The sequence below is a fragment of the Nocardia africana NBRC 100379 genome, assembly GCF_001612635.1.
In the GTDB taxonomy this organism is placed as follows: Bacteria; Actinomycetota; Actinomycetes; order Mycobacteriales; family Mycobacteriaceae; genus Nocardia; species Nocardia africana.
Map to the genome: position 1 here is coordinate 744,259 of NZ_BDAV01000006.1, position 22,521 is coordinate 766,779.

Annotated in this window: 20 protein-coding genes; 13 read left to right on the forward strand and 7 right to left on the reverse strand. The window is 68.1% G+C overall.

Translation table 11 applies throughout. The features are described from left to right. Nucleotides 1–116 precede the first annotated feature (116 nt). The 8 genes from NA3_RS11630 (at nucleotide 117) to NA3_RS11665 (ending at nucleotide 8,318) form a co-directional block, all read left to right on the forward strand. A complete protein-coding gene (locus tag NA3_RS11630; protein ID WP_227995360.1) occupies nucleotides 117–1,547 on the forward strand; it encodes a sensor histidine kinase in 1,431 nt (476 codons plus the stop codon). Beyond that, complete coding sequence (locus NA3_RS11635) at nucleotides 1,544–1,951, forward strand: roadblock/LC7 domain-containing protein (RefSeq protein WP_062963499.1); 408 nt, start codon at nucleotides 1,544–1,546, stop codon at nucleotides 1,949–1,951. Before NA3_RS11630 ends, NA3_RS11635 begins: the two co-directional genes overlap by 4 nt. A 10-nt stretch (nucleotides 1,952–1,961) precedes the next feature. Further along, entirely contained in the window at nucleotides 1,962–2,327 is a 366-nt protein-coding gene (locus tag NA3_RS11640) for a DUF742 domain-containing protein (protein ID WP_062963500.1), read from the forward strand. Then, the gene (locus tag NA3_RS11645; RefSeq protein ID WP_062963501.1) at nucleotides 2,308–2,955 is read left to right on the forward strand and encodes a GTP-binding protein; all 648 of its coding nucleotides are present in this window, start codon (nucleotides 2,308–2,310) and stop codon (nucleotides 2,953–2,955) included. The genes NA3_RS11640 and NA3_RS11645 overlap by 20 nt, the downstream gene beginning before the upstream one ends. After that, nucleotides 2,952–4,229 (forward strand): cytochrome P450, encoded by a 1,278-nt coding sequence (locus tag NA3_RS11650; RefSeq protein WP_062963502.1) that lies wholly within the window; start codon nucleotides 2,952–2,954, stop codon nucleotides 4,227–4,229. Before NA3_RS11645 ends, NA3_RS11650 begins: the two co-directional genes overlap by 4 nt. Next, entirely contained in the window at nucleotides 4,226–5,458 is a 1,233-nt protein-coding gene (locus NA3_RS11655; protein ID WP_062963503.1) for a cytochrome P450 family protein, read from the forward strand. Before NA3_RS11650 ends, NA3_RS11655 begins: the two co-directional genes overlap by 4 nt. A gap of 106 nt (nucleotides 5,459–5,564) precedes the next feature. Then, on the forward strand, nucleotides 5,565–7,628 hold the full coding sequence (locus tag NA3_RS11660) for a CocE/NonD family hydrolase (RefSeq protein ID WP_062963504.1): 2,064 nt from the start codon (nucleotides 5,565–5,567) through the stop codon (nucleotides 7,626–7,628). A 75-nt stretch (nucleotides 7,629–7,703) separates the two neighbouring features. Continuing rightward, entirely contained in the window at nucleotides 7,704–8,318 is a 615-nt protein-coding gene (locus NA3_RS11665) for a TerD family protein (RefSeq protein WP_227995361.1), read from the forward strand. Between the two features lie 5 nt (nucleotides 8,319–8,323). Here the strand turns inward: NA3_RS11665 and NA3_RS11670 are convergent, their stop codons facing one another. Beyond that, on the reverse strand, nucleotides 8,324–9,868 hold the full coding sequence (locus tag NA3_RS11670; RefSeq protein WP_062963505.1) for a long-chain-fatty-acid--CoA ligase: 1,545 nt from the start codon (nucleotides 9,866–9,868) through the stop codon (nucleotides 8,324–8,326). A 154-nt stretch (nucleotides 9,869–10,022) separates the two neighbouring features. Here NA3_RS11670 and NA3_RS11675 point away from each other — a divergent pair, with 154 nt between their 5' ends. Together NA3_RS11675 and NA3_RS11680 are read left to right on the forward strand one after the other, a co-directional pair. Continuing rightward, nucleotides 10,023–11,195, forward strand: a complete 1,173-nt coding sequence (locus tag NA3_RS11675) for a helix-turn-helix domain-containing protein (protein ID WP_062963506.1) — start codon at nucleotides 10,023–10,025, stop codon at nucleotides 11,193–11,195. Between the two features lie 206 nt (nucleotides 11,196–11,401). Beyond that, nucleotides 11,402–11,734, forward strand: a complete 333-nt coding sequence (locus NA3_RS11680; protein ID WP_062963507.1) for a hypothetical protein — start codon at nucleotides 11,402–11,404, stop codon at nucleotides 11,732–11,734. Nucleotides 11,735–11,758: 24 nt separating this feature from the next. On the opposite strand, the gene NA3_RS11685 is transcribed toward NA3_RS11680, so the two are convergent. Genes NA3_RS11685 through NA3_RS11695 form a run of 3 tightly spaced genes read right to left on the reverse strand, consistent with a single transcriptional unit; the run spans nucleotide 11,759 to nucleotide 15,799 of the window. Next, on the reverse strand, nucleotides 11,759–12,580 hold the full coding sequence (locus NA3_RS11685; protein ID WP_030516045.1) for a YceI family protein: 822 nt from the start codon (nucleotides 12,578–12,580) through the stop codon (nucleotides 11,759–11,761). Continuing rightward, nucleotides 12,577–15,276 carry an MFS transporter gene (locus NA3_RS11690; protein ID WP_084491449.1) on the reverse strand — a complete coding sequence of 900 codons (2,700 nt, stop codon included), beginning with the start codon at nucleotides 15,274–15,276 and terminating at the stop codon, nucleotides 12,577–12,579. Before NA3_RS11690 ends, NA3_RS11685 begins: the two co-directional genes overlap by 4 nt. 13 nt (nucleotides 15,277–15,289) lie before the next feature. Then, nucleotides 15,290–15,799: a MarR family winged helix-turn-helix transcriptional regulator gene (locus NA3_RS11695; protein WP_062963508.1), complete on the reverse strand. Its 510-nt coding sequence runs from the start codon at nucleotides 15,797–15,799 to the stop codon at nucleotides 15,290–15,292. A gap of 397 nt (nucleotides 15,800–16,196) precedes the next feature. On the opposite strand from NA3_RS11695, the gene NA3_RS38550 reads away from it, so the two are divergent. The 3 genes from NA3_RS38550 to lipB all read left to right on the forward strand — a co-directional run bounded on the left by NA3_RS38550 (nucleotide 16,197) and on the right by lipB (nucleotide 18,753). After that, complete coding sequence (locus tag NA3_RS38550; protein WP_062963509.1) at nucleotides 16,197–16,688, forward strand: aggregation-promoting factor C-terminal-like domain-containing protein; 492 nt, start codon at nucleotides 16,197–16,199, stop codon at nucleotides 16,686–16,688. A 122-nt stretch (nucleotides 16,689–16,810) separates the two neighbouring features. Next, complete coding sequence (locus NA3_RS11705) at nucleotides 16,811–18,040, forward strand: DUF475 domain-containing protein (protein ID WP_084491450.1); 1,230 nt, start codon at nucleotides 16,811–16,813, stop codon at nucleotides 18,038–18,040. A gap of 77 nt (nucleotides 18,041–18,117) precedes the next feature. Next, on the forward strand, nucleotides 18,118–18,753 hold the full coding sequence (gene lipB, locus NA3_RS11710; RefSeq protein ID WP_062963510.1) for a lipoyl(octanoyl) transferase LipB: 636 nt from the start codon (nucleotides 18,118–18,120) through the stop codon (nucleotides 18,751–18,753). Here the strand turns inward: lipB and NA3_RS37640 are convergent. The 3 genes from NA3_RS37640 to NA3_RS11725 are packed head-to-tail and all read right to left on the reverse strand — an operon-like array spanning nucleotide 18,711 to nucleotide 22,164. Then, nucleotides 18,711–19,718: a Rossmann-fold NAD(P)-binding domain-containing protein gene (locus NA3_RS37640; RefSeq protein WP_062963511.1), complete on the reverse strand. Its 1,008-nt coding sequence runs from the start codon at nucleotides 19,716–19,718 to the stop codon at nucleotides 18,711–18,713. The two genes, lipB and NA3_RS37640, sit on opposite strands and share 43 nt — an antisense overlap. Then, nucleotides 19,715–21,118 (reverse strand): pyridoxal phosphate-dependent aminotransferase, encoded by a 1,404-nt coding sequence (locus NA3_RS11720; RefSeq protein ID WP_062963512.1) that lies wholly within the window; start codon nucleotides 21,116–21,118, stop codon nucleotides 19,715–19,717. Before NA3_RS11720 ends, NA3_RS37640 begins: the two co-directional genes overlap by 4 nt. Then, nucleotides 21,115–22,164, reverse strand: a complete 1,050-nt coding sequence (locus NA3_RS11725) for a helix-turn-helix domain-containing protein (protein ID WP_062963513.1) — start codon at nucleotides 22,162–22,164, stop codon at nucleotides 21,115–21,117. Before NA3_RS11725 ends, NA3_RS11720 begins: the two co-directional genes overlap by 4 nt. Between the last annotated feature and the right edge of the window lie 357 nt (nucleotides 22,165–22,521).

Sequence of the window (22,521 nt, forward strand, 5' to 3'; positions counted from 1 at the left end):
TGCGCGAATTTCGAAATCGTCTGGCGGTCCGCGCATTCGAGTCAGCCGTGCACAGCGGAAGGTGGGGGAACTGTGCCATCTCCGCACAGGTGGATGTGGATCCGGAAGTATCGATCGTGACCTATTCAGTGAATTCACCGCAGGCTCCCGGCGGGGCCGCCACATCCCGGCCGGCGCGACGAGTACCGGCCTTTCTCCTTCCCGCGACGATCTGTGTCTTCACCGGCGCCGCGGCCTGCCTCGGCATGCTCCGGTTCGCGCCCGAGACCGAACGAGTGGCCTTCGCTGTCGCCGCCGGGGCCGTGGGGCTCGCCTTGGCCGTGACGTCGGGATTCGCCGGACACTACCGTGACCAGGCAATTCGCTATCGGGAGGCGAACGATCGAGCCGAGCGGGCGGCCGCGAACTACGTCGCCGAGAGCGAGGCGCGCCTGGCCGCCGCCCACGACACCGCGACCGTGGCGCGGCGGGAGGCGAGCGGCAGCGAGAACCGCCGGGTAGCCGCGATGGCGGCGTTCGCCGGCGCCGCCGGGCGAATGCAGGCGATGACCACCTCGATGCTGGCCGAACTGCGCGAAATGGAACATCGGCACGCCGATCCGTCGGTGCTGGCCGATCTGCTGACCCTCGATCATCGCACCGCGCAGGCCGGACGCCTGGCCGACAGTATCGCCGTGCTCAGCGGCGCCCGCTCCGGTCGCCGGTGGGCGAAACCCATTGCGATGGAATCGATTCTGCGCGGCGCCATGGGTCGCGTCGCGGGCTACCGCCGGGTGCGCCTGCGCGCGGTCGCCGAAATCGCGATCGCCGGTCATGCCGCCGAGGGAGTCATGCACGCGCTGGCCGAGCTGATCGACAACGCGTGCAACTTCTCCCCGCCCACCACCGAAGTCCACGTCTACGCCGCCGAAGTGCCGGCCGGCGTCGTGGTCACCATCGAGGACAGCGGACTCGTGATGAGCGAATCCGCCCTGCGCCGCGCCGAACAGGCGGTATCAGGCACCCTGACCGGACGCGGAGCCGATACCGATCTGTCCTCGTTGACCGGCACCCGGCTCGGGCTCGCGGTGGTCGGCAACCTGGCGCGCAAACACGCGCTCACCGTGTCGTATCGCCCGTCGGCGATCGGCGGCACGGCGGTCGTCGTGGTCGTTCCGCGCGATCTGACCACGCGCCTGGACCGCTCCCCCGGCTCCACCGCGACGATCCAGCTGCCGCCCGCGGAGCGGGTCACGACTCCGGCCGCCCTTCCGGCGAGTCCGTTCGGACCGCCCGTCACCGACGACCGGGAAGCAGGCGTGCCCACCTCGGCCACGGAACAACCTGCCACGCAACAGTTTCCGCCTATCGACCGGTCGGCGGAGCCACTGCCCAAGCGCCGCCGTGGCAGCACGCTCGCCGCGGTCCATCCCGACGGCCTGCGCGGCGCCACCGCCGAGGATTCGGCCTACCCGCGGACGCGACCCTCAGCCCTCGGCGCCTTCCAGCGCGCGGTCTCGGCCCCGGATTCCCCCTCCCCTTCGATTGCCCTGGAGAACGATCGATGACCACTTCCGTACCGGCGCACCTGGATTGGCTTCTGGACCAGCTGCTGGCCCGCACCCCGCACAGCCGCCACGCCCTGCTGCTGTCCAGTGACGGCCTCAAGATCTGCCATACCCCGGAACTGTCGGTGGACAAGGCCGATCAGCTGGCCGCGATCGCGGCCGGTATCCAGAGCCTCTCGCACGGCGCCTCGGTCGAATTCGGCGACGGGCGCAGTGGCGTGCGGCAGTCGATGACGGAGTTCTACGGCGGCATCCTGTTCATCGTCGAAGCCGGGCAGGGCGCCCACATCGCGGTCGTCGCCGATGCCGAAGCAGATGCCGGGCTGGTCGGCCACAACATGAGCGAACTGGTCGAACAGCTCGGCGAACACCTGTCCGCCGCGCCGCGCGGCCCGCGGCCGTGAGGCGGCCGCGATGACCAGGCCGGGCCGCGACGACACCCCGGACCGGCTCTACACCCTCACCGGCGGCCGTAGCCACCCCGAGACCGACGCCTTCGATCTGGTGACACTCGTGGTCGCCGAATCGGTTCCGGCCCCGGGGATGCAGTCCGAGCAGGTCGCGATCCTCCAGATCTGCCGGGCGCCGACGGCGGTGGTCGAGATCGCCGCCGAACTACGGCTGCCGGTCGGCATCACGATGGTGTTGCTGGCCGACCTGCTCGACGCCGGAAAGATCACCGTGCGCCACCCGCATTCCGCGCCCGCGTGGGCGCCGTGGAATGCCTTGCCCGACACCGCGATACTGGAGAAGGTGCTCGTTGGACTCCGCAACCTCTGATCCCCACCGCACCGAATCCGGCGATCGCCCCGCCCGGGCCCAGGCCCCGCTGGCCGACACCGTCCGGCACGGGCTCAAGGTCGTCATCGTCGGCGGTTTCGGCGTCGGCAAGACCACCATGGTCCGCGCGGTCAGCGAGATCCGCCCGCTCGACACCGAGGCGACGATGACCTCGCTGGGCGTCGGCATCGACGACCCCACCGGTGCACCGGCCAAATCCACCACGACGGTCGCCTTCGACTTCGGCCGCATCACCATCGACGCCGAGCACGTCCTGTATCTGTTCGGCGCGCCCGGCCAGGAGCGCTTCTGGTTCCTGTGGGACCGGTTGTTCACCGGCGCGCTGGGCGCGATCGTGCTGGTCGACCCCCGCCGGATCACCGATTCCTGGTACGCCATCGACCGGCTCGAACATCAGCAGACTCCGTTCGTGGTGGCCTGCAACATCTTCGGGCCCACCGCCCACGACGACACCCAACTGCGCGCCGCCCTGGATCTGGATCCGCATGTGCCACTGGTGGCATGCGACGCGCGCTCGCGGGATTCGGGTAAGCGGGTGCTGATCGCCCTCGTCGAACATCTGCACGCCGCCGGCGTGCGGGCCGCTGCCCGGGGATCCGCCCGATGACCGCGCCGCAGACCGGTGTCACCGCCGGCGGATGCCCGGTCTCCCCCGCCGATCCGGTTCCGTTGAGCGGCCCGCGTTTTCATACCGACCCGCAGCAGTTGTACCGGGAGATGCGGCGCGCCCACGGCCCGGTGGTCCCGGTGGAACTGCCCGGCGGAATCCCGGCCTGGCTGGTGATCGGTTATCGCGAGGTTCACCAGGTCACCAGCGATGCGGAACTGTTCCCGCGCGATGTGGCGCGCTGGAACCAGTGGCCGAACATCCCCGAGGACTGGCCGCTGCTGCCGATGGTCGGCCGCCCGATGCCGTCGATCTACTTCACCGCCGGAGCCGAACATCTGCGGCATCTGACCATGGTCGAACCCGCGCTCGAACAGGTCGACCCGTTCGGATTACGCAGGGCCTGTGAGGATTTGGCCGACCAGCTGATCGACCGCTTCTGTGGGCGCGGCACCGCCGACCTGATCGCGGAATTCGCCGAACCGCTGCCGGTGCTGGCGCTGGCCTGGGTGATCGGATTCCCCGACGACCAGGGCGCGGATCTGGCCTGGACGATGAAGACGCTCGCCGACGGCGGCGCCGAGGCGCAGGCGGCCTACGGCCGGTTCGCCGACCATATGCAGCGACTCGTCGCGATGAAGAAGTCGCGCCCGGGCGACGATCTCACCTCGCGGATGCTGCGTTCGCCGGAACGGTTCAGCGACGAGGAATACGCGCTGGACCTGATGGCCGTCACCGCCGCGGGCCAGCTGCCGACCAGCGACTGGCTGGGAAATTCGGTGCGGCTGATGCTCACCGACGACCGCTTCGCCGCCGCACTCGGCGGGGGCCGCCACAGCATCGGCCAGGCGATGAACGAGGTGCTGTGGGAGGACACCCCCACCCAGATTCTGGCCGGGCGGTGGGCCTCGCGCGACACCCGGCTGGCCGACAAGACCATCCGGCGCGGCGATATGCTGCTGCTCGGACTGGCCGGCGCGAACGCCGATCCGCATGTGCGCCAAGACCTTTCCGATTCCCTCGCGCCCGCGCACAGCGGCAACAGCGCGCATTTCGCGTTCAGCTACGGCGAATACCGCTGTCCCTTCCCGGCCCAGCAGATCGCGGAGATCATCGCGCGCACCGGGATCGAAGTGCTGCTGGACCGGCTGCCGGATCTCGACCTCGCGATCGCCGCCACCGAACTGACTCGCCGGCCGTCGCCGTTCCTGCGCGGAATGACGTCGCTGCCGGTCACCTTCACACCCGTTCGTACCGTGGGAGGTACCCCGTGAATGCCAGTTGCCCGCATGCCGCACCGCTCGTGATCGATCCGATGGTCGGCGACCTCGCCGGTGAGACCGCCCGATTACGCGATGCCGGCCAGCTGACCCGCATCGAACTGCTGGGCGTCCCGGCCTGGACCGTCACCGGTCACACCCTGGCCCGGCAGTTACTCGTCGACCCGCGGCTGGTCAAGGACATCAACTCCTGGTCGCTGTGGCGCGACGGCGTGGTCACCCGGCAGTGGCCGCTGATCGGCATGATCGACGTCGGAGTCTCGATGTTCACCGTCGACGGCCCCGAACACCGCCGCCTGCGCATCAAGACCACCCAGGCGCTCACCGCGCGCCGCCTGACCTCTCTGCGCCCGTTCATCGAATCGACCGTCGCCGCACTGCTGGACGATCTGGCCGCCGCCTCCGCCGACGGCACGGTCGACCTGAAATCGGTTTTCGCCTATCCGCTGCCGATGCGCGTGATCAGCGAGCTCATGGGCGTCGACCACGCCGACCATCCGATGCTGCTCGACTGGTACAAGGCGTTCTTCTCCCTGCTCACCCCACAGGACGAGCGGCTCGCGGTGATCGAGCGGATGGGCGAGTACTTCACCGAGATGGTGCGCAAGAAGGCCGCCGACCCGGCCGACGATCTGACCAGCGCGCTGATCCTCGCCACCGACGGCGGCGAACCGCTCAGCGAGGCCGAGGTGGTCGGCAATCTGCAGGCGCTGGTCGCCGCCGGGCACGAGACCACGGTGTCGTTGATCCTCGCCACCGTGCGCGCCCTGCTCACCCATCCGGCGCAGTTCGCGCTGGTGCGGTCGGGGCAGATCGACTGGGAGACCGCGATCGAGGAGACGCTGCGCTGGGACGGCCCGGTGACACATCTGCTGATGCGGTTCGCGACCGAGGACATCACCGTCGGCGACACCGTCATCGAACGCGGTGAGGGGGTGGTCATGTCGTATCGGGCCATCGGCCGCGACACCACGGTGCACGGCGCCGACGCCGACGGCTTCGACATCACCCGGCCGACGGCGAAGCGGCACATCAGTTTCGGTCACGGACCGCACATCTGCCCGGGTGCCGCGCTCGCCCGGCTGGAAGCCTCGATCGCTCTGCCCGCGTTGTTCGACCGGTTCCCGCAGCTGTCGCTGGCTGTCCCCGTGGAGGAGATCCACAACCTTCCCGTGCTGACGCAGAACGATCTGGCCCAGTTCCCGGTCCGGCTCGGCGACTGAGTTCCGCGCGCGACACCGGGCCGCGTTACCGCCTTTCTCGGTAGCACATTGCTATCGTCGATGACCGGCCCAGTCGTGCGCGAAAACTCAACCGAGAAGGGGCGTGATGTTCGGGCAGCTGCGATCGCGCAAACCCGTCGTGCCCGTCCGAACCCTGATTGCCGTTGCGGCAGTGGGGATCTCCGCGACCGCCACCGCTCTGTTCGGTGGCCTACCGCATGCCGCCGCCCCCGGCCTCGCCGGCCGCGAGGACCAGTGGACCGCCGTGCACGACGGCCCGCAGCAATATCCGGACGTCCACGTGGACTCCGATGTCCGGATCCGGATGAGCGACGGGATCGTGCTGAAGGCCGACGTGTACCGGCCGGTCGACGCCTCCGGCGCGGTCGTCGCCCAGCCGCTGCCGACCATCGTCAATCTCACGCCCTACACCAAGCTGATGACCGATCTGGTCGGCTCGGCGGTGGAGAATCCCGAATTGCAGCCGCTGGTCATGTCCCTGGTGCGGCAGATCAACCTCTCCGGCACCCCGATCAGCAGCTTCGGCGATCTGCTGCACGCCCTCGACGGCGGCACCGTGCCGACCGTCCTCGGCTTGGACCGCAATCTGATCCGCAGCGGCTACACGCTGGTGGTCGCCGATGTGCGCGGCACCGGACAGTCCCAGGGCAGGTGGGAGACCCTGGGCGAGCGGGAACAGCTGGACACCCGCGAGGTGATCGATTGGGCTGCGGCACAACCGTTCTCGAACGGCAAGGTGGCGATGAGCGGCGGTTCGTACGCGGCCGTCAACCAGCTGCGGGCGGCAGAGGACGCCCCGGCCGCGCTGCGCGCCATCTTCCCCGTGGTCCCCGGCAGCGATCTCATGCGTGATGTGGTGGCGCCGGGCGGCGGCGTCGGCACCACCTTCCTGCCGATGTGGCTCCAAACGGTCAATCAGCTCAAGCTGATTCCCGATCTGAAGTCCATCTTCGACGGAACCTTCGACTGGAAGTGGCTCGCCGCCCGGGTGGCGGATCCGGCCACCAATGTGGACCTGCTGGCCCAAGCCCTGTTGACGCCGTCGATGGACAACATGCCGCCCGCCCTCGCGGACGCGCTCGACTCCGGCAGCGATTTCCGCCAGGCCCTTACCGGACATCCGGAACGAGTCACCGTGCCCACCTTCGTCTACGGCGGCTGGCACGACATCTTCGCCAACAGCGCCACCAAGATCTATCAGGCCATCCCGCTGCCGGCCGGGCGGAAACAGCTCGTGGTCGGCGACACCTATCACGCCAATCCCGGCGCCGGCACCGGCGTACCCGGCGCCCCGCCGCGGCTCGAGGTGTTGCAGCGAGCGTGGTTCGACAAGTGGCTCAAGGACATCGACAACGGAATCGACAGCTACGGCCCCATCGTGCTGAATGAGCAGGGCGGCGGCTGGGTGACGCTGCCGCAGTACCCGCAGCCGGGAGCCGACCACCGCCGGGTCTATCTGACCGCCGCGCCCAGCGGCACCACCGATGCGGCGGTGCACGACGGCTCGTTGAACGCACAGCCGCCGGCCGAGGTCTCCACACTCACCGTGGCGCCGGGGCTGGCGACCCTCTGCTCGCGGGACGCGGCCCAGGGTTCGGCCGGTTCGGCGGCGATGCTCGATGTCTGCGCCAAGGACTCCCGGGTGGCCGAACACGATGCGCTGACCTTCACCAGCGCCCCGGTCTCCGCGCCGACCGCCATCTCCGGGCCCATCGACATCCACCTCGAGACCGTGCAGGACGCCACCGACGGATTCTGGAGCGCCACCGTCAACGACGTCGCACCCGACGGCACCTCCACCGCACTGACCACCGGCCAGCTCACCGTCTCCATGCGCGCCGTCGACGATGCCCGCAGCAGCCGATCCGCCAACGGCGACTACACGATTCCGTTCCATCTGCTCACCGCCGCGGCGCGGCAGCCGGTGACGCCCGGCGAACCCGTGGGCCTCGATATCGCGGTGATCCCGACCCAGGCTCGGCTGCAGATCGGGCATCGGCTGCGGATCGATCTGTTCGCGGCCAACGCGCCCAAGGCCATGCCGTTCCGCCCGATGCTCAACGATTCCGAGCTCAAGCCCCAGCATCTGCGCCTGGATCCGAACGCACCGAGTTACGTCAACCTGCCCACCGATCGGCCCATCGGCTGAAATAACCAGCGTTCGAGAGGATTTCAGCGCACGGCAGGGCTTCGGCATCGGCCGCCGGTCACCATCGCGCACTCGATGGTCGATAATGACCGCGAGAAGCCGGTGCGCACCGACGCCGCACCGCGCGGCGGGGAGGTGCGGCTGATGTCCGGAGAGCAACCACAGGGCGCCACGGGTCCGGTGGAATTCGCCACCGTGGGGCTGGGATGGGACCCCACCCGCGGCCGGCGCTGGTTCGGCGCCCGCCGCACCGCGATCGACCTCAACGCCGCCGCCGTCCTGCTGGCCGGCGACGACCCGGTGGAGGTGGTGTATCACCAGCAGCTGATCTCCGCCGACGGTGCGGTGCGGCTGCTCGGCGACAGCGTCAACGGTGAGGACGAGGGCGACGACGAGATCATCACCCTCGACCTGACCCGGGTGCGCCCCGAGATCACCGCTGTCGCCGTGGTCGTCACCTGCTACAGCGGACAGACCTTCGCCGATATCGACAACGCGCGCTACCGCGTCACCGCCGGCGACGGCACCGTGATCGTCGATCGCGAACTCGGCACCGACGGTGATACCGGCATGGTGGTGGGGATTTTCCGCCGCGGACGCCACGGCTGGGATTTCCACGAGATCGCCGCCGGGATCACCGCCGCACATCCCGTCGAAGCGCTACCCCACCTGGCCGCCCTGCTGCATTGACGCGATCAGTGGACCTGCCGCTCCGAATCGCCCCAATACTGTTTGCGTAGTTCACGTTTGAGGATCTTTCCCGCACCGGAGACCGGCAGGGCGTCGACCAGTTCGATGGTGCGCGGGGCCTTGTAGCCGGCGATCAATCGCTTGGCGTGGTCGCGGATCTCCTCGGCCGTGACGGTGGCGCCGGGATGGCACACGATCACCGCGTGCACCCGCTCGCCCCACTCCTCGTCCGGGACACCGATCACCGCGCACGCCGCCACCGACGGATGTGCGGAGACGGCGTTCTCCACCTCGGCGGAGTACACGTTCTCGCCGCCGCTGACGATCATGTCCTTCATCCGGTCGACGATGTAGACGTATCCCTCGTCGTCCATGTAGCCGCCGTCGCCGGTGTGCATCCAGCCGCCCCGCAGTGCCGCCGCGGTCTCCTCGGGCCGGTTCCAGTAGCCGAGCATCACATGCCCGCCGCGAACCAGGATCTCGCCGACCGTGCCGCGCGGCACCTCGTTGTCCTCGGCATCGGCGATGCGCACCTCGGCGTGCGGGGCCGCGCGCCCAGCCGAGCGCAACCGTCCGGCCAGGTGGTCCTCGGGACCGAGAAGCGTTGCCACGGGCGACAATTCGGTCATGCCGTAGGCCTGGGCGAAGCGCGCCTGCGGGAACGCCCGCATGGCCCGCTCGAGCACGGCCTGCGCGATCGGCGAGGCCCCGTAGACGATGCCGCGCACACTGGACAGATCGACATCGTGCACCCGCGGATGGTCGACGATCATCTGGATCATCACCGGCACCAGCAGCGTATCCGTAACCTGGTGATCGGCAATCGCTGTCATCACCGCGACGGGATCGAAGGCCGGAACCATCACCTGGGCGCCACCCATCATGATCTGGGTGACGCAGCCGGCCAGATCGGCGAGGTGGAACATCGGAGCGGCGTGCAGATAGCGAGCGCCGGGCTGCGCCAGATATCCGGTGGACAGACTGCCCAGCCCCGAGATCTGCAGACCGGCGTGGCTGAGCACCACACCCTTGGGGTGACCGGTGGTACCGCCGGTATAGAAGATTCCGGCCGGTGCGTCGCCGCCGCGGCGAACATCCTCGACAGGGTCGGCACCCGCGATCAATTCCTCGTACGACAGCATGCCGTCGGGCGCGGGACCGTCACCGCAGTGGATCACGGTGCGCAGCACCGGCGCGGCCGCCCGCAGCGCCGGCACCATCGCGGCGAAGGTGTCGTCGACCAGCAGGACCGCGGTCTCCGAATCCTCCAGCGAATACGCGATTTCCGCCGGGCTCCAGCGAATGTTGACCGGATTGAGCATCGCCCCCGCCCACGGCACCGCCAGCACGTACTCCAGATACCGGTCACTGTTCAGCGCCAGAATCGCGACCCGATCGCCCTCGCCCACACCCAGCTGCCGCAACGCCGCGGCGAGCCGCGCCACCCGGTCGGCGCCCTCGGCGAAGGTGCGGACGCGATCACCACAGATCGACATGACCCCGTCGGGGTTCTGCTGAACGGCCCGGTGCAGGCCCTGAGTGAGATACATGGTGTCTCTGCTTTCTGTCTGCGCTTCGCTCCGACGGGGAGGAACTCCGATGAGTGTCGTACGCCACAGGCTGGGCAGCCATGGATTTCCCGTCGAAGTTCGGGGGCGGCATTTTGTTGGTTTCTCCAAAGTGGCGCGTATTCTCGGGCCTGTCATGAGTGAATCGTCCGAGGTCCCGAGTTCCCCGCGGCAACGCTTGCTGGCGCGGATGCGGGCCGAGCGTGACGCTCTCGCCGCCCGCATCATCGACCGGGCCCGCGCCGAGATTCCGGACTACCGCACCGTCGAGGCGGCCGATCTGCTTCCGACGACGACGGCGATCATGGACCGGCTGTTCGCCTCCCTCGCCGGTACGGCCGATGCCGAATCGTCCGAAGGCACCCGGATGACCGACTACGGGCGTATCCGCGCCACGCAGGCGGTGTCGATGGAGGCGCTGCTGCGCGCCTGGCGTCTGGCCGAACGCCTGCACCTCGAAACGCTGAGCGCGGTGGCGGCCGACTGCGGCGCCGACGACGCGGTGCTGTTCGAGATCACCCGTGATCTGCTCGAATTGGTCGACGATGCGGCGGCCTCGTTCTCCGACGCCCACCACGAGGTCGAGCGCACCCGGACCGGCCACGACCGCATCCAGCGTGCCGAATTCACGCGCGCCGTGCTGGCGGGCACGCTGTCGGCGACCGAGTTGACGTTGGGCATCCAGCGCTACGGCCTCCGCGCGGACGCCGACTACCGCGCCTTTCGCGCCCGCGCCGACGCCGCACCGCCGAGCGAATTCGACCGTCTGCTGCGACCTCAGGGCGCGGACTACGCCTTCCGCACCGTGATCGACGGGGACTACGCCGGGTTCACCGACCGCACGATCCCCATTCCTGGTGCGGCACTGCTGGCGTTCGGGCCACCGCGCCCGCTCGCGCAGGCCCCGCTGTCGTTTCGGCTGGCGGGCCGCGCCTTGGCCACCGCGGCCGCCCTCGGCCACACCGGCACCTGCGAATTCGACGGTCTCGGCCTGCTGCCGGGCGTCGCTGCCGATCCCGAACTCGGCGCCGAACTCGTCCGCCGCTATCTCGCGCCGCTGGGCAGCAGCGGCTCCGCGGCGACGCTGATCGACACCGTGACCGCGTATCTCGATACCGGCATGCGCGTCGAGGCGACCGCACAGCGACTGATCGTGCATCCCAATACGGTCCGCTATCGCATCGCCCGTTTCGAGGAGCTGACCGGGTGCGATCTGCGCCGGGCCCACACCGGCGCACAGGTGTGGTGGGCGATTCGATACGACCGTCTGGTACGGCCTGGCGCAACGAATTTCGCGTCTGCGAATTAGTGAAGTTTCCCCCGAAATGCCGTGCGGTTGCTCCGCGGTGGCTTAGGCTCGGACTGCCTCGATAGCCCGGGGCTTGCAGAGCGGGTCGCCATGCCCACAGCGTCTCGCTGTCGCAACATCAGGTCAGATGGGGGCTGCGTCCCCGACAGCCCCCATCGCCCCTGAACAACACCGTAGTGTGAAACATCGATAAATCGAGGGACACTATGCGCGGATCCTACGCCCCGTCGCCCGCCGAACGATTGCTGGCCGAGATCTACGAGGCCGGATACACCTCCGTCGATGACTTCATCGATCGACTACGGTTTCGCCCGCGCCACGCCGCGCCGGAGCCGGCCCGCCGCGCCGCGGTGATCGACCCGTTCACCGACACCATCGAGCTGCAACTGGACATCCCCGATGCGGCGAATTCCCTTGCGGGCATCACGCGGTGGTATCCGGAGTTCGATGGGGACGTCGAGGTCGACCCCTGCGCCGACACCACGGAATTCCCCGTGGTGCAGCGCATCTGGGCCGTCCCGGAACGCCACGCGAGCTGACCGGTCACCTCGGCCGGCCCGCCGCTACATCTGCGGCAGCGAATCTCCCTGCACCAGTTCGATATCCAGCTCGATCTTCACCGTGGTGCCCACGGCGGCGACGCCGGCGCGCACGACGGCGTTGTAGTCGATCGCGAAGTCGTTGCGGTGCAGATGGGTTTCGGCATGGAAGGCGGCGCGGACCCCACCCCACGGGTCGGGTCCCGAGCCGCCGTAGGTCAGGTCCAGCTCCACCGGGCGGCGCTGACCGTGTAACTCCAATTCGCCGGGCATCACCCAGGTGTCGGCGCCCGTGCGCCGCAATCCGGTTCCGGTGAAGCCGATCAGCGGGTAGCTCTCGACATCGAGGAAGTCGGCCGAGCGCAGATGGTCGTCGCGCATCCCGATTCCGGTATCGATGCTGGCCGCCTTGATCTCGGCGAAACCGGTGGTCTGCTCGAAGTTGCGGGCCACGTCCAGCCGGCCGCCGACCTCGGCGAACCGCGCCTTGATACTCGCGATACCGAGGTGGCGGGCGGTGGCCACGACCGTGGAATGCACCGGGTCGATGGTCCACGGGCCGGGCGCCGGCGTGCCGAGGGAGTTCGCCTCCGACTGCAACGCCACCGCACCCAATTGCCCACTGCCGGAAGCCGATATCCGCGCGATCTGCGCCACCGGCTGATAACCGGGGGCGGTCACCACCGCGGTGTGCATACCGGCGGGCAGCGGCTCGGTCGCCGCGGCGCCGGTTTCGTCGGCCACCGCACGGGCGAGCTGGCGACCGTTCAGATCGGTCACGGTCAGCAGCGCGCCCGGTACCGGCCAGCCATCGGAATTGCGAACTTGTGCGGTCAAACCGCTCATGACAGCTCCGTGTTCTGATCGACACCACTGGGCTCGACACCATTGTGCCGCACCCCGTTCCGTTCTCCGTTCGTCGCGACACCGTTGGTGCCGGCGACTCCGGTGGGCTCGGCGGCCGGGCGCTCGGCCTCGTCACCGTCGTCGTAACCCAGCCGGACATCGTGCTCGACCTCGCCGCCGCCGACGGCGACCCGGCTGGTCACCGGCGGATAACCGCGCGCGACCACCGTGTACTCCCCTTCGCTGAGGTCGGTCAGTACATACTGCCCGTTCTCGTCGGTGCGAGTGGTCCCGATCGGGGTTCCGGAGCGATCCAGCACCGTGACCTCCGCGTCGGGCACCGCCCCGCCGTCGGCGAGCACGGTTCCGGTCAGCACCGCCATCGGCGCGAGCTCGATGTCGTGGTGCAGCAGGCCACTGTCGGGCACGACCAGCGCGGTCGCGCTCGGGCGCATGTGTTCGGCCACCGCGACCAGGGTGTATGTCCCCGAGACGACACCGTGGCAGAGGTAGTTGCCGGACGCGTCGGTCACGGCCGCGCCCACCACTTCACCGCGCAGATCGGTGAGGGTGACGGTCGCACCGGCCAGCGGCTCTCCCGCCACGGCGGTCCGGACCGTGCCCGACAGCTCGCCCGCCCCCTGCAGGGTCAGGTCGAGGCGCTGGGTGCGTCCGTCGGCGGTGACGTTGACCGCGGCCGGCTGGTGACCGTTCGCGGAGACGATCAGCACGTAGTTGCCCGCGCCGGGCGGCTCGATCGAATAGCGGCCGCCGCTGTCGCCGGTCGAACGCGAAACCTGGTGTCCGCGTTGGTCGATCAGCGTCAGCGCGGCGCCCGCGACCGGTCGGCCGTCGGCCCGCTGCACCTGCCCGCCGATGGCGTGGCCGCTGCCGTGGGAGTTGACGACAGGAGTGTTTGTCATCGCCGAAACCTCCGCAATTCGATGTGATTCGTGCCCGTTGGCCGCAGCGTGCCGACCCGCCGACGCGGCGGCGAGAACCGGTTCCGGCTCGGAGAGCGCCTGGGCGGCACCCTCCCACACCTGGTTCTCGGCCCACTCGGCTCCGGCCGCCTCGACCGGATCCTTCGGCGCCGGGGCGGGCGCGGAAGCATCCTGCAGCGGAATCTCTTTCATGAACATCATGACGATGCAGGCCAGCAGGGCCACGCCCGCCGCGGCGTAGAAGACGCCGTGCATCGAGTTGGTGAACCCGATCAGGATCGGATCCTTGATCTGCTGCGGCAGCGCGCCGATTCCGGCGGTGTTGGCCTGCAACTGGTTCAGCTTGCCGGCGTCCAGCCCGGGCGGCAGATGACCGCCGAACGCGTCGGTGATCTTGTGCGGCAACAGATTGAACAGAATCGTCAGGAAGACCGCCACCCCCAGCGTGCCGCCGACCTGCCGGAAGAAGGTCGCCGACGCCGTCGACACCCCCATATCCGACCGCGGCCCGGCATTCTGCGCCGCGATGATCAACGTCTGCATACAGCAGCCCAGCCCCAGACCAACCAGCGCGCCGATCGCCAGCACCTGCCACATCGCGCTGTCGAAGTGCAACTGGGCGTAGAGCAGCGCGCCCACCGTCACCAGGAAGGTGCCGACCACCGGCAGGATCTTGTAGCGGCCGGTGCGCTTGACGACCTGACCGGAGATCATCGAGCCGATCATGATGCCCAGCACCAGCGGCAGCATCAGCAGACCCGCCTCGGTCGGCGAATAGCCGCGCACCACCTGCAAATACAGCGGCACCATGCTGATCGCACCGAACATCGCGATACCGACGATGAAACCACCGATCATCACCACCGAGAAGGTGGAGTTCTTGAACAGCCGCAACGGAATCAGCGCGGAGTCCTTCATCAGGTACTCCACCCCGATGAACAGCACCAGGCCCACCGCGCCGATGGCGTAGCAGATCACCGAATTGCCGGAACCCCAGCCCCAGGTGCGTCCCTGTTCGGCCACGATCAGCAACGGCACCACACAGATCGCCAGCGCGATCGCACCCCACCAGTCGACGTTCAGCTTCTGCCGCTGATGCGGGACGTTGAGAACCTTGGCCACGACCGCGAGGGCGACCACGCCGATCGGGACGTTCACCAGGAACACCCAGCGCCAGCCGTCGATCCCCCACAGCGTGTCGTAATCGGAGAACAGACCGCCCAACACCGGGCCGAGCACGGTGGAGGTACCGAAGACCATCATGAAATAGCCCTGGTACCGGGCCCGTTCACGCGGCGGCACGATATCGCCGACGATGGTCATGGCCAGCGACATCAGGCCACCGGCGCCCAGTCCCTGGAACGCGCGGAACCCGGCCAGTTCGTACATCGACGTCGCGAACGTACACGCCGCCGACCCCACCACGAAAATACCGATCGCCAGCAAATAGAAAGGCTTACGACCATAGATATCGGCCAACTTGCCGTACAACGGCGTCGAAATCGTCGCCGTGATCAAATACGCCGTCGTCGCCCACGCCTGCTGATCGAAACCATGCAAACTATTCGCGATCCGGACGATCGCCACACTCACAATATTCTGATCCAGCGCCGCCAAGAACATCCCCAGCAACAAACCGGACAAAATAGTCAAAATCTGCCGATGCGACAGAGACGGTCGCATGTCCGCCGGCGGCGCGACGGTCGGAGCGTTCGGCTGCGCCGGCGGAGCCTCACTGGTCGAAGTCGTCATGTGTATGTAAGCCCTAATTCGAATCGGCTGTTGCGGTGGATTTTTCGGCTGTGGATTCTTCGATGCCGCTGACGAGCAGCTCGAGAAGATCGGTCAATCTGGCCCGTTCATCGGCGGGCCACTCGGCCATCACCTCGGCCAGCCAGCGGTTGCGGTTTCGACGGTTCTCCTCGAAAACCCGCACCCCTTCGGCGGTGGGCGCCAGCACGCAGGCCCGTCCGTCGACAGGGTCGGCCCGGCGTTCCACCAGGCCGTGTGCCACCAGCGACCTGGTCTGCCTGCTGATGGTCGATGTTTCGGTATGCAGCGTGTCCGCCAGCTTCCCCGTCCGCTGCGGACCGTCGTGGACCAGGCAGAACAGCACGGAATAGGCCGATCGTTCCAGACCGTCCGGACCGTACTTGGCTATATGCGATTTCGTTCTGCCGATCGCCCGCATCAACCGGATCAGCTGGCCGCCGAGTCGATCGGCCACATCCTGTTCGGTGACGCCGGCGCCGGGATCACGGGCATCGACGACCATGATCGAGCTTCCTTCTCCCCACGACGCATTTGATTAGCATGTACAACTAGTTGCTGAGGCCAACTATACATACGTTCGGATCCCCCTCGCACGTACCCCGGCTCACACCTGGGAACACCGAATCGGACACGCCGGACGCAATCCGGACATCCCGGGATTACCGGTGGTTTGCTCGAGCTGTCGCATTTCCGGCTCCGATCGATCGGCACGTCGACGCGGAAGGACCGAGCTGACCATGTCTGCGCCCATCGAGCCCGCCCGAATTCCGGCCCGGCCGACAAATGAGACCCCGAAAACGGCGGATTCGGCAACGCATTTTCCGGCCGCCTTCCCCTCGCCGATCGGCCCGGCAACCTCGCCGCCATCTTTCGAACCCGCCTGGACCGCAACCGAAATTGTGACCGAGACGACACCGACGCCTCGACTCCGCCTCGCCGCTCTCGCCGCGTTCTGCGCGCTGTGGCTGGTCGGCGCAGCGGCGGCCCTCGCCGCGACGGCCGGCGCCGACTGCGGGCCCGCCTGCGCCGACACGTCCGGATCGGCATCCGGATCGGCCTCGGGTTCCGCGGGATCCGGTTCCGCCACCGCGGGTCTGCTGCTGGGCCTGCCGATGAAGACGGTCGCCCTCACGATCGTCCCGGCTCCGCAGTTCCCCTCGTTCGACAACGTGATCACACACGAGAGCAGCTGGAATCCGTTCGCCGTCAATCCGGAATCGGGCGCCTACGGTCTCGGGCAGGCGTTGCCGCCGGAGCGGATGGCCTCCCACGGGGTGGACTGGATGATCAACCCGGTGACCCAGATCCGCTGGACCTACGACTACATGGTCGAGCGCTACGGCAGCCCCGACGGGGCGTGGGCGTTCTGGCAGTCCCACCACTGGTACTAGCTCTCGATTGTCGCCGGACCACTTCAACTGTCACAATCGAAGGCAGGGTTGCGAGCACTCTGAATGCTGTAACCCGCGAGGTCATACCCCCCGCGGGTGTCGAATTGACGAAAGGCATCGGCATGTTCGTGCGAGTTTTCGCCCTGTCGTTCCTGGTTGCCGCGGCGTCTCTCGTCGTCGCGCTGCTGTACGGCGGGCCGGAGGCCGTGGTGCTGGTCGCAGCCCTCGGCGTTCTCGAGGTCTCACTGTCGTTCGACAACGCGGTGGTCAATGCCAGTGTCCTGCAACGCATGAGCGCGTTCTGGCAGCGCATCTTCCTGACCGTGGGCATGGTGATCGCGGTCTTCGGCATGCGCCTGGTGTTCCCGCTGGTGGTGGTCGCGATCGGCGCGCATCTGGACCCGGTCGAGGCGCTGCGGCTGGCGATGCACCCACCCGCCGGCGGCGCGCCGTTCTTCCCGGACGGCCGGCCCAGTTACGAGACGCTGCTCAACGACGCCAATCCGAAGATCGCGGCCTTCGGCGGGATGTTCCTGCTGCTGCTGTTCCTGAACTACATCTGCACCCAGCGTGAGGTCACCTGGCTGAGCTGGCTGGAGCGACCGCTGGCGCGGATCGGGCGCTTCTCGATGTTCACGGTGGTGATCGCGCTCGTCGCGTTGGTGCTCACCGCCGGTGTGCTCGCCCCCAACAACAAGGCCGACGTCGTCATGGTCTCCGGCGCGCTCGGCATGGCCACCTACTTCCTCGTCGACGGTCTCGGCGTGCATTTCGAGAACGAGCAGCCCGGCCAGGGCCCCTCGCGCGCCGCCGTGCTGACCGGGCGCGCCGCCTTCTTCGGCTTCATCTATCTGGAAGTGCTGGACGCCTCGTTCTCCTTCGACGGCGTGATCGGCGCCTTCGCCATCAGTGCCGATCCGATCGTCATCGCCTTGGGGCTCGGCCTGATCGGCGCGATGTTCGTCCGGTCGATCACCGTGTACCTGGTCCGGCGCGGCACTCTGGCCGAGTACATCTACCTCGAACACGGTGCGCACTGGGCGATCGGCACGCTCGCGGCGATTCTGCTGGTCTCCACCGGCCACCACCTGAACGAAGTGGTCACCGGCCTGCTGGGCGTGGGGATCATCGCCGCGGCCTACCTCAGCAGTATCGTCCACAATCGGCGCCACCCGGAGCCCGCTGCCACCGAGACCGAGCTGGAGCATCTGTCCCTCGGCGGGGACGAGCTGACCCTGCGCGGCGACACCGGCAAGCTGGCCGGCCTCGACGGCGAGTTTCCCATCGGCCGGGTCACGTTGGGCGGCGACACGATGCCGGCGCGGGACAAGCTCAACACCGAAGCGTTCTGAGAGCCCGCGTACCGAGGCCCGGCGTACCGAGGACTACTGCGCGAGTTCGCTGTCGGCCCCGGTCGTATTCTCGGATCATGAGGTCGCGGCCGCTGACACTGATCCAAGACGAACTCGTCGACTACGACAAAGCCATGGAGCGCATGGCCGAACTGGTGGAACAGCGCCAGCGCGACGAACGGCCGGATACGTTGTGGCTGCTCAGCCACCCGCAGGTCTATACGATCGGCCGCCGCACGCCGAGTGCGCATCTCCCCGATCCGGACCACGGGATTCCGGTGGTCGAGACCACCCGCGGCGGCCAGCTCACCTATCACGGTCCCGGACAGCTGGTCGGATATCTCGTCGTGAAGCTCGGTGCGGGCGAGGGCGTCGTGGACTACATCCGCGAGGTCGAATATCGCCTGGTCGCCGCGCTCGACCGGCTGGGCATCCGGGCCCAACGCCGCGACACGCCACCGGGTTCGGAACTGCTCACCGGCGTGTGGACCGTCGAGAAGGGCCGCAAGATCGTCTCCATCGGCATGCGGCAGAGCCGCGGCGTCACCAGCCACGGCTTCGCCATGAACGTCGACGGCGATCTGGAACCGTGGCAGTGGGCCGTCGCGTGCGGGTTGCCCGACGTGGATATGACGTCGGTGCGGCGCGAACAGCCGGACGCGCGAATGGATCAGGTTCGTCCGATCGTGGCGGAGGCATTCGAGGCAGTCTGAGCATCCGGCAGTCCGGAGTCCGCCAGTCGCAGTATCGATGCGGTTACCGCCGCACTGTAGGCGCGGCTGGCCGGGGCCGGTCGGCGCGCCGGATAGTTCGAGCGGTGGGTCACCACGACGCCGTTGCCCAGTACCACCGTCGCGTCCGTGACGGTCGCCGCGCAGTTGCCACCGGCCTTGGCGGTCAGATCGACCACGACCGCACCGTCCCCGAGGGCGTCGAGTGCGGTCCGGTCGACCAGTAGCGGCGCCCGTTGTCCGCGCCGCACCGCGGCGCAGAAGACCAGATCCGGTTTGTCCGCGCGGATCCGCTCCAGCACGCAGGCGGCGTCGACCTCGCCGGACCAGTGAAAGACATTGGGCCCCTGCGCGTTCAGCGCCCGCCGCAGTTCGGGCCGGCGCCCCAGCACCACCGGCGGTTCCGCCCCGCAGGCGGCCGCCGCCTCGACGGCCGACAGTCCGGCCTGGCCGCAGCCCAGGATCAGTGAGCGGATCGGCCGGCGCACGGTGCGCGGCACCAGCCGCCGGCCCGCGAGATAGGCCACGCTGCCGGCGATCCGGCTCATCGCCGAGAGCGCATCCGATTCACCCGTCTCGTGCGAAAAGAGTTCGAACGCCACCGATTCCACACCCAGGCTGCGCAGTTCGGCGATCTGCGGTGCGCGCCGCAACGGGTCCTGGAAGCCGATCAGCGTGAGATTCGGCCGGCGCGACATCGTGCGCAGATCGTGCGTAGTCGGCTTCACCCAGGCCAGCACATCGCAGGCCGCGACCACGGTGACCGGATCCGCCGCGATCGCCGCCCCCGCGGACCGGTAGGCCGCGTCGCCGAAACCGGCCGCCCGCCCGGCATTCGCCTCCACCACGACTCGCATCCCGGCCGCGGTCAGCCGTCGCACACCGTCCGGTGTCAGCGCCACCCGCCGTTCCCGGGCAGCCGTTTCGCGCAGCACGCCGACGATCACGCCGGTGGCTCCGCGATACCGCGCCGCCGCAGGATGTCGCGATAGGTGGCGCCGCCGGCCAGGTCGGCGACCAGCCCGCCGAGCCGGTCGAACAGCTCGTCGATCAACTCCCGGGACTCGGTGCCGGGGCCGTGCCGGGGCGCGAGGACGTTGAGCCGCACCCCCGGCCGCGGTGATCCGGTGCGGCCCAGCGCGACGCTGTCGATTCCCGCACCGGCCAGCAGCAGATCCTCGAACGCGGCGCTGTCGTCGATCCCCGCCGCGTCCAGAAGAGTGGAATCGGCGACCACGGACAGGAACATGCTGGCTCCGGAACCCAACGGCCGCAATGTGTTCGCCCCGAATTCGGCGTTGATCGCGGCGATCCGCTCCAAGGCGGTGTCGAACTGTTCGCGCACCAGCTTCCGGTTGTGCTCGAAATACGCGTCGGGCGTATGGTCCAGCACGGCACGCACCAGATGCGTACTCTCGCGCTGAAAGGCGATGGTGAGTCGCGCCCGGACGCGCTCCAGCCACGGCGCGTCGCCGGAGCACGCCGCGCCGAGTTTGCACGGACCGAAGGCGTTGTAGCCCTTGGAATTACCGGTGACGGTCACCATCCGGTCGTACAGCCGGACCGGGCCCTGGGCGGTCGGCACCTCCAGCGCGGCGAGCGGAATGTGCCCGCCGACGATCCGGTCGAAGGCCATATCGCAGACCACCGGAACATCGGCCGCGACCAGAACACCTGCCAGTTCGCGCAATTCGTCCAGCGAGTACCGCGTGACGACGGGATTGCCCGGCAGCGTGAGCAGCACCGCGCAGACGGCGTCGCCGTGTCGTTCCAGTTCCCGGGCCAGTGCGATCGGGTCGATCCGGAAGGAATCATCCGGCGTCGCCTCCGGAACGACCACTCGCACATCGAATTTCGCGATGTGAGTGGCGAAGTTCTTGTAGAAACCCTCGGGACAGACGATCACACCGCCGGGCCGCACGACCGTGGCGATCACCTCCTCGAGCATCAGCATGCTCGAATACGGGCAGACGACAACCTCATCGGGACGCACCCGGACGCCGGGCACGCCGTCCGCGGGGCGGTGCAGCCGATCGAACAGGCGGGCGGCGGCCGACTCCCGCAACTCCAGCGGTTGCCGCTTGTCGTAGTCCGGCAGACCTCGCCGCCGGATCCGATGGGGAGCCAGATCGTTCCACGCCCGCCGCAGGGCGCGCGCCGCCGCCGGATCGATCTCGAATCCGGTCTCGCCGTGATACGCGTCCAGCACACCGTGGTACCCGCGACCGGATCGCCCGGCAAAGGGCACGGTCTCCGGCAGCTGCCGGCGCAGTTCCTTCTTGCGCTCCTCCGAACGCAGGATCAGCGCGGCGTCGGCTCGCTCGGCATGCCGGGGGCCGGTCGTCACAGCCGCCCTGTTTCCAGCGGCGCGTGGCCGGGGGCGGGGATATCGCTCCACGCTCGAATGAGCGTCTCGCGGAACAGCTCCCGTCCCTCACCGTCGCCGAGGCGTTCGAATCGGGCCAGTTGCGGATCGGCCAGCAGATCGTTGACCACGATCGCCGAACCGATGCGCCGCAGATCGTAGAGCTTCTCGAAGCGCCGGACCGCGAACGCCACATCGTGTTTGAGCACCGAGAAGCGCGTCGCGACCCGGGTCTGTCGCGAGTAGTCGTATTCCCCTACGCAGACGTATCGGTCGTCGACGACGAGCATGCTCTGCGCGTTGCGCGCGTGCTCACGCTTGACCAGCACACTTTCGACACCGGAGCGCGCCTGCCACCACAACTTGTGGTCGTAGGGCCACACATCTTCGATGCGGTCCAGAACGTACATGCGCCGCACCGTGATTCGCGGCTCGTGCACCGAATCGGCGAGGCGCACGATCGCGGCGTGGTAGTCGTCGCCGACGTCACCACCGATGGTGCCCAGATCGGCGGTGTGAATGGCGCGCACGGACTGCTCGGCCTGCTCCAGGATGGTCAGCCAGTCGTTGACCGTATTCCACTCCCACACCGTCGCACTGCGCGAAGGTATCTGCGCCAGTAGCTCTTCCGCGCGTTCGAGCTGGCGGGCGGCGATGAGGCGCAGCGGCTCCACCTCCTCGCGCGCACCCCGGGCGTCGAGGATGGTCTGGGCGATCGTCAGCACCCGGTCCACGACAGCGGGATCCTTGCCCAAGAGCACGTTGAAACGCATCCGCAGGTCGTAATGCCCGCCGGGTTCGGACGAGCCGGCGACGCCGTCCATCGGAAGTTCCTGCCCCAGTGCCGAACTCAGACGTTCCCGCAGCGGCAGCGGCGGCACCCGCGTTCCGTTCTCGATCTGCTGCACCAGGCTGCGTGAACAGTCCGCCTGTTTGGCCAGCGCGGCCTGGGTGAGACCGGACTCGATACGGAGCCGGCGCACCAGTTCGCCGATCCGTTCGCCACCGTCTGGGTCAGATTGTGTCACGATGCGGAATTCTAATCACATGTGGCCCATTGCTTCATCAGCTGAACATCAATTTTTCATTACTCCGATGAACGCACGTCGAACACGGCTCACCGATAACTCGAATGCGCTGGGCGCGCTGTGGATTCTGCCACAGGAGGCTCGAATCCGTTCCGCGAAGCGGACTTTCACTCCTCGATGCCCACCACTGGTAATCAATGCGGATATTCGCTGGGCATATCTGATTCAAGTTGGGCATCAAGGTACCGAAGATATCGCAGATAAGCACAGATGCTTAGTTGACAGCCCCGGAAAGCCGTCCTTAGCATTTAGCTATAGCCACCGGCTCTCCGTTTATCGGAGCGGCAACGACCGCCG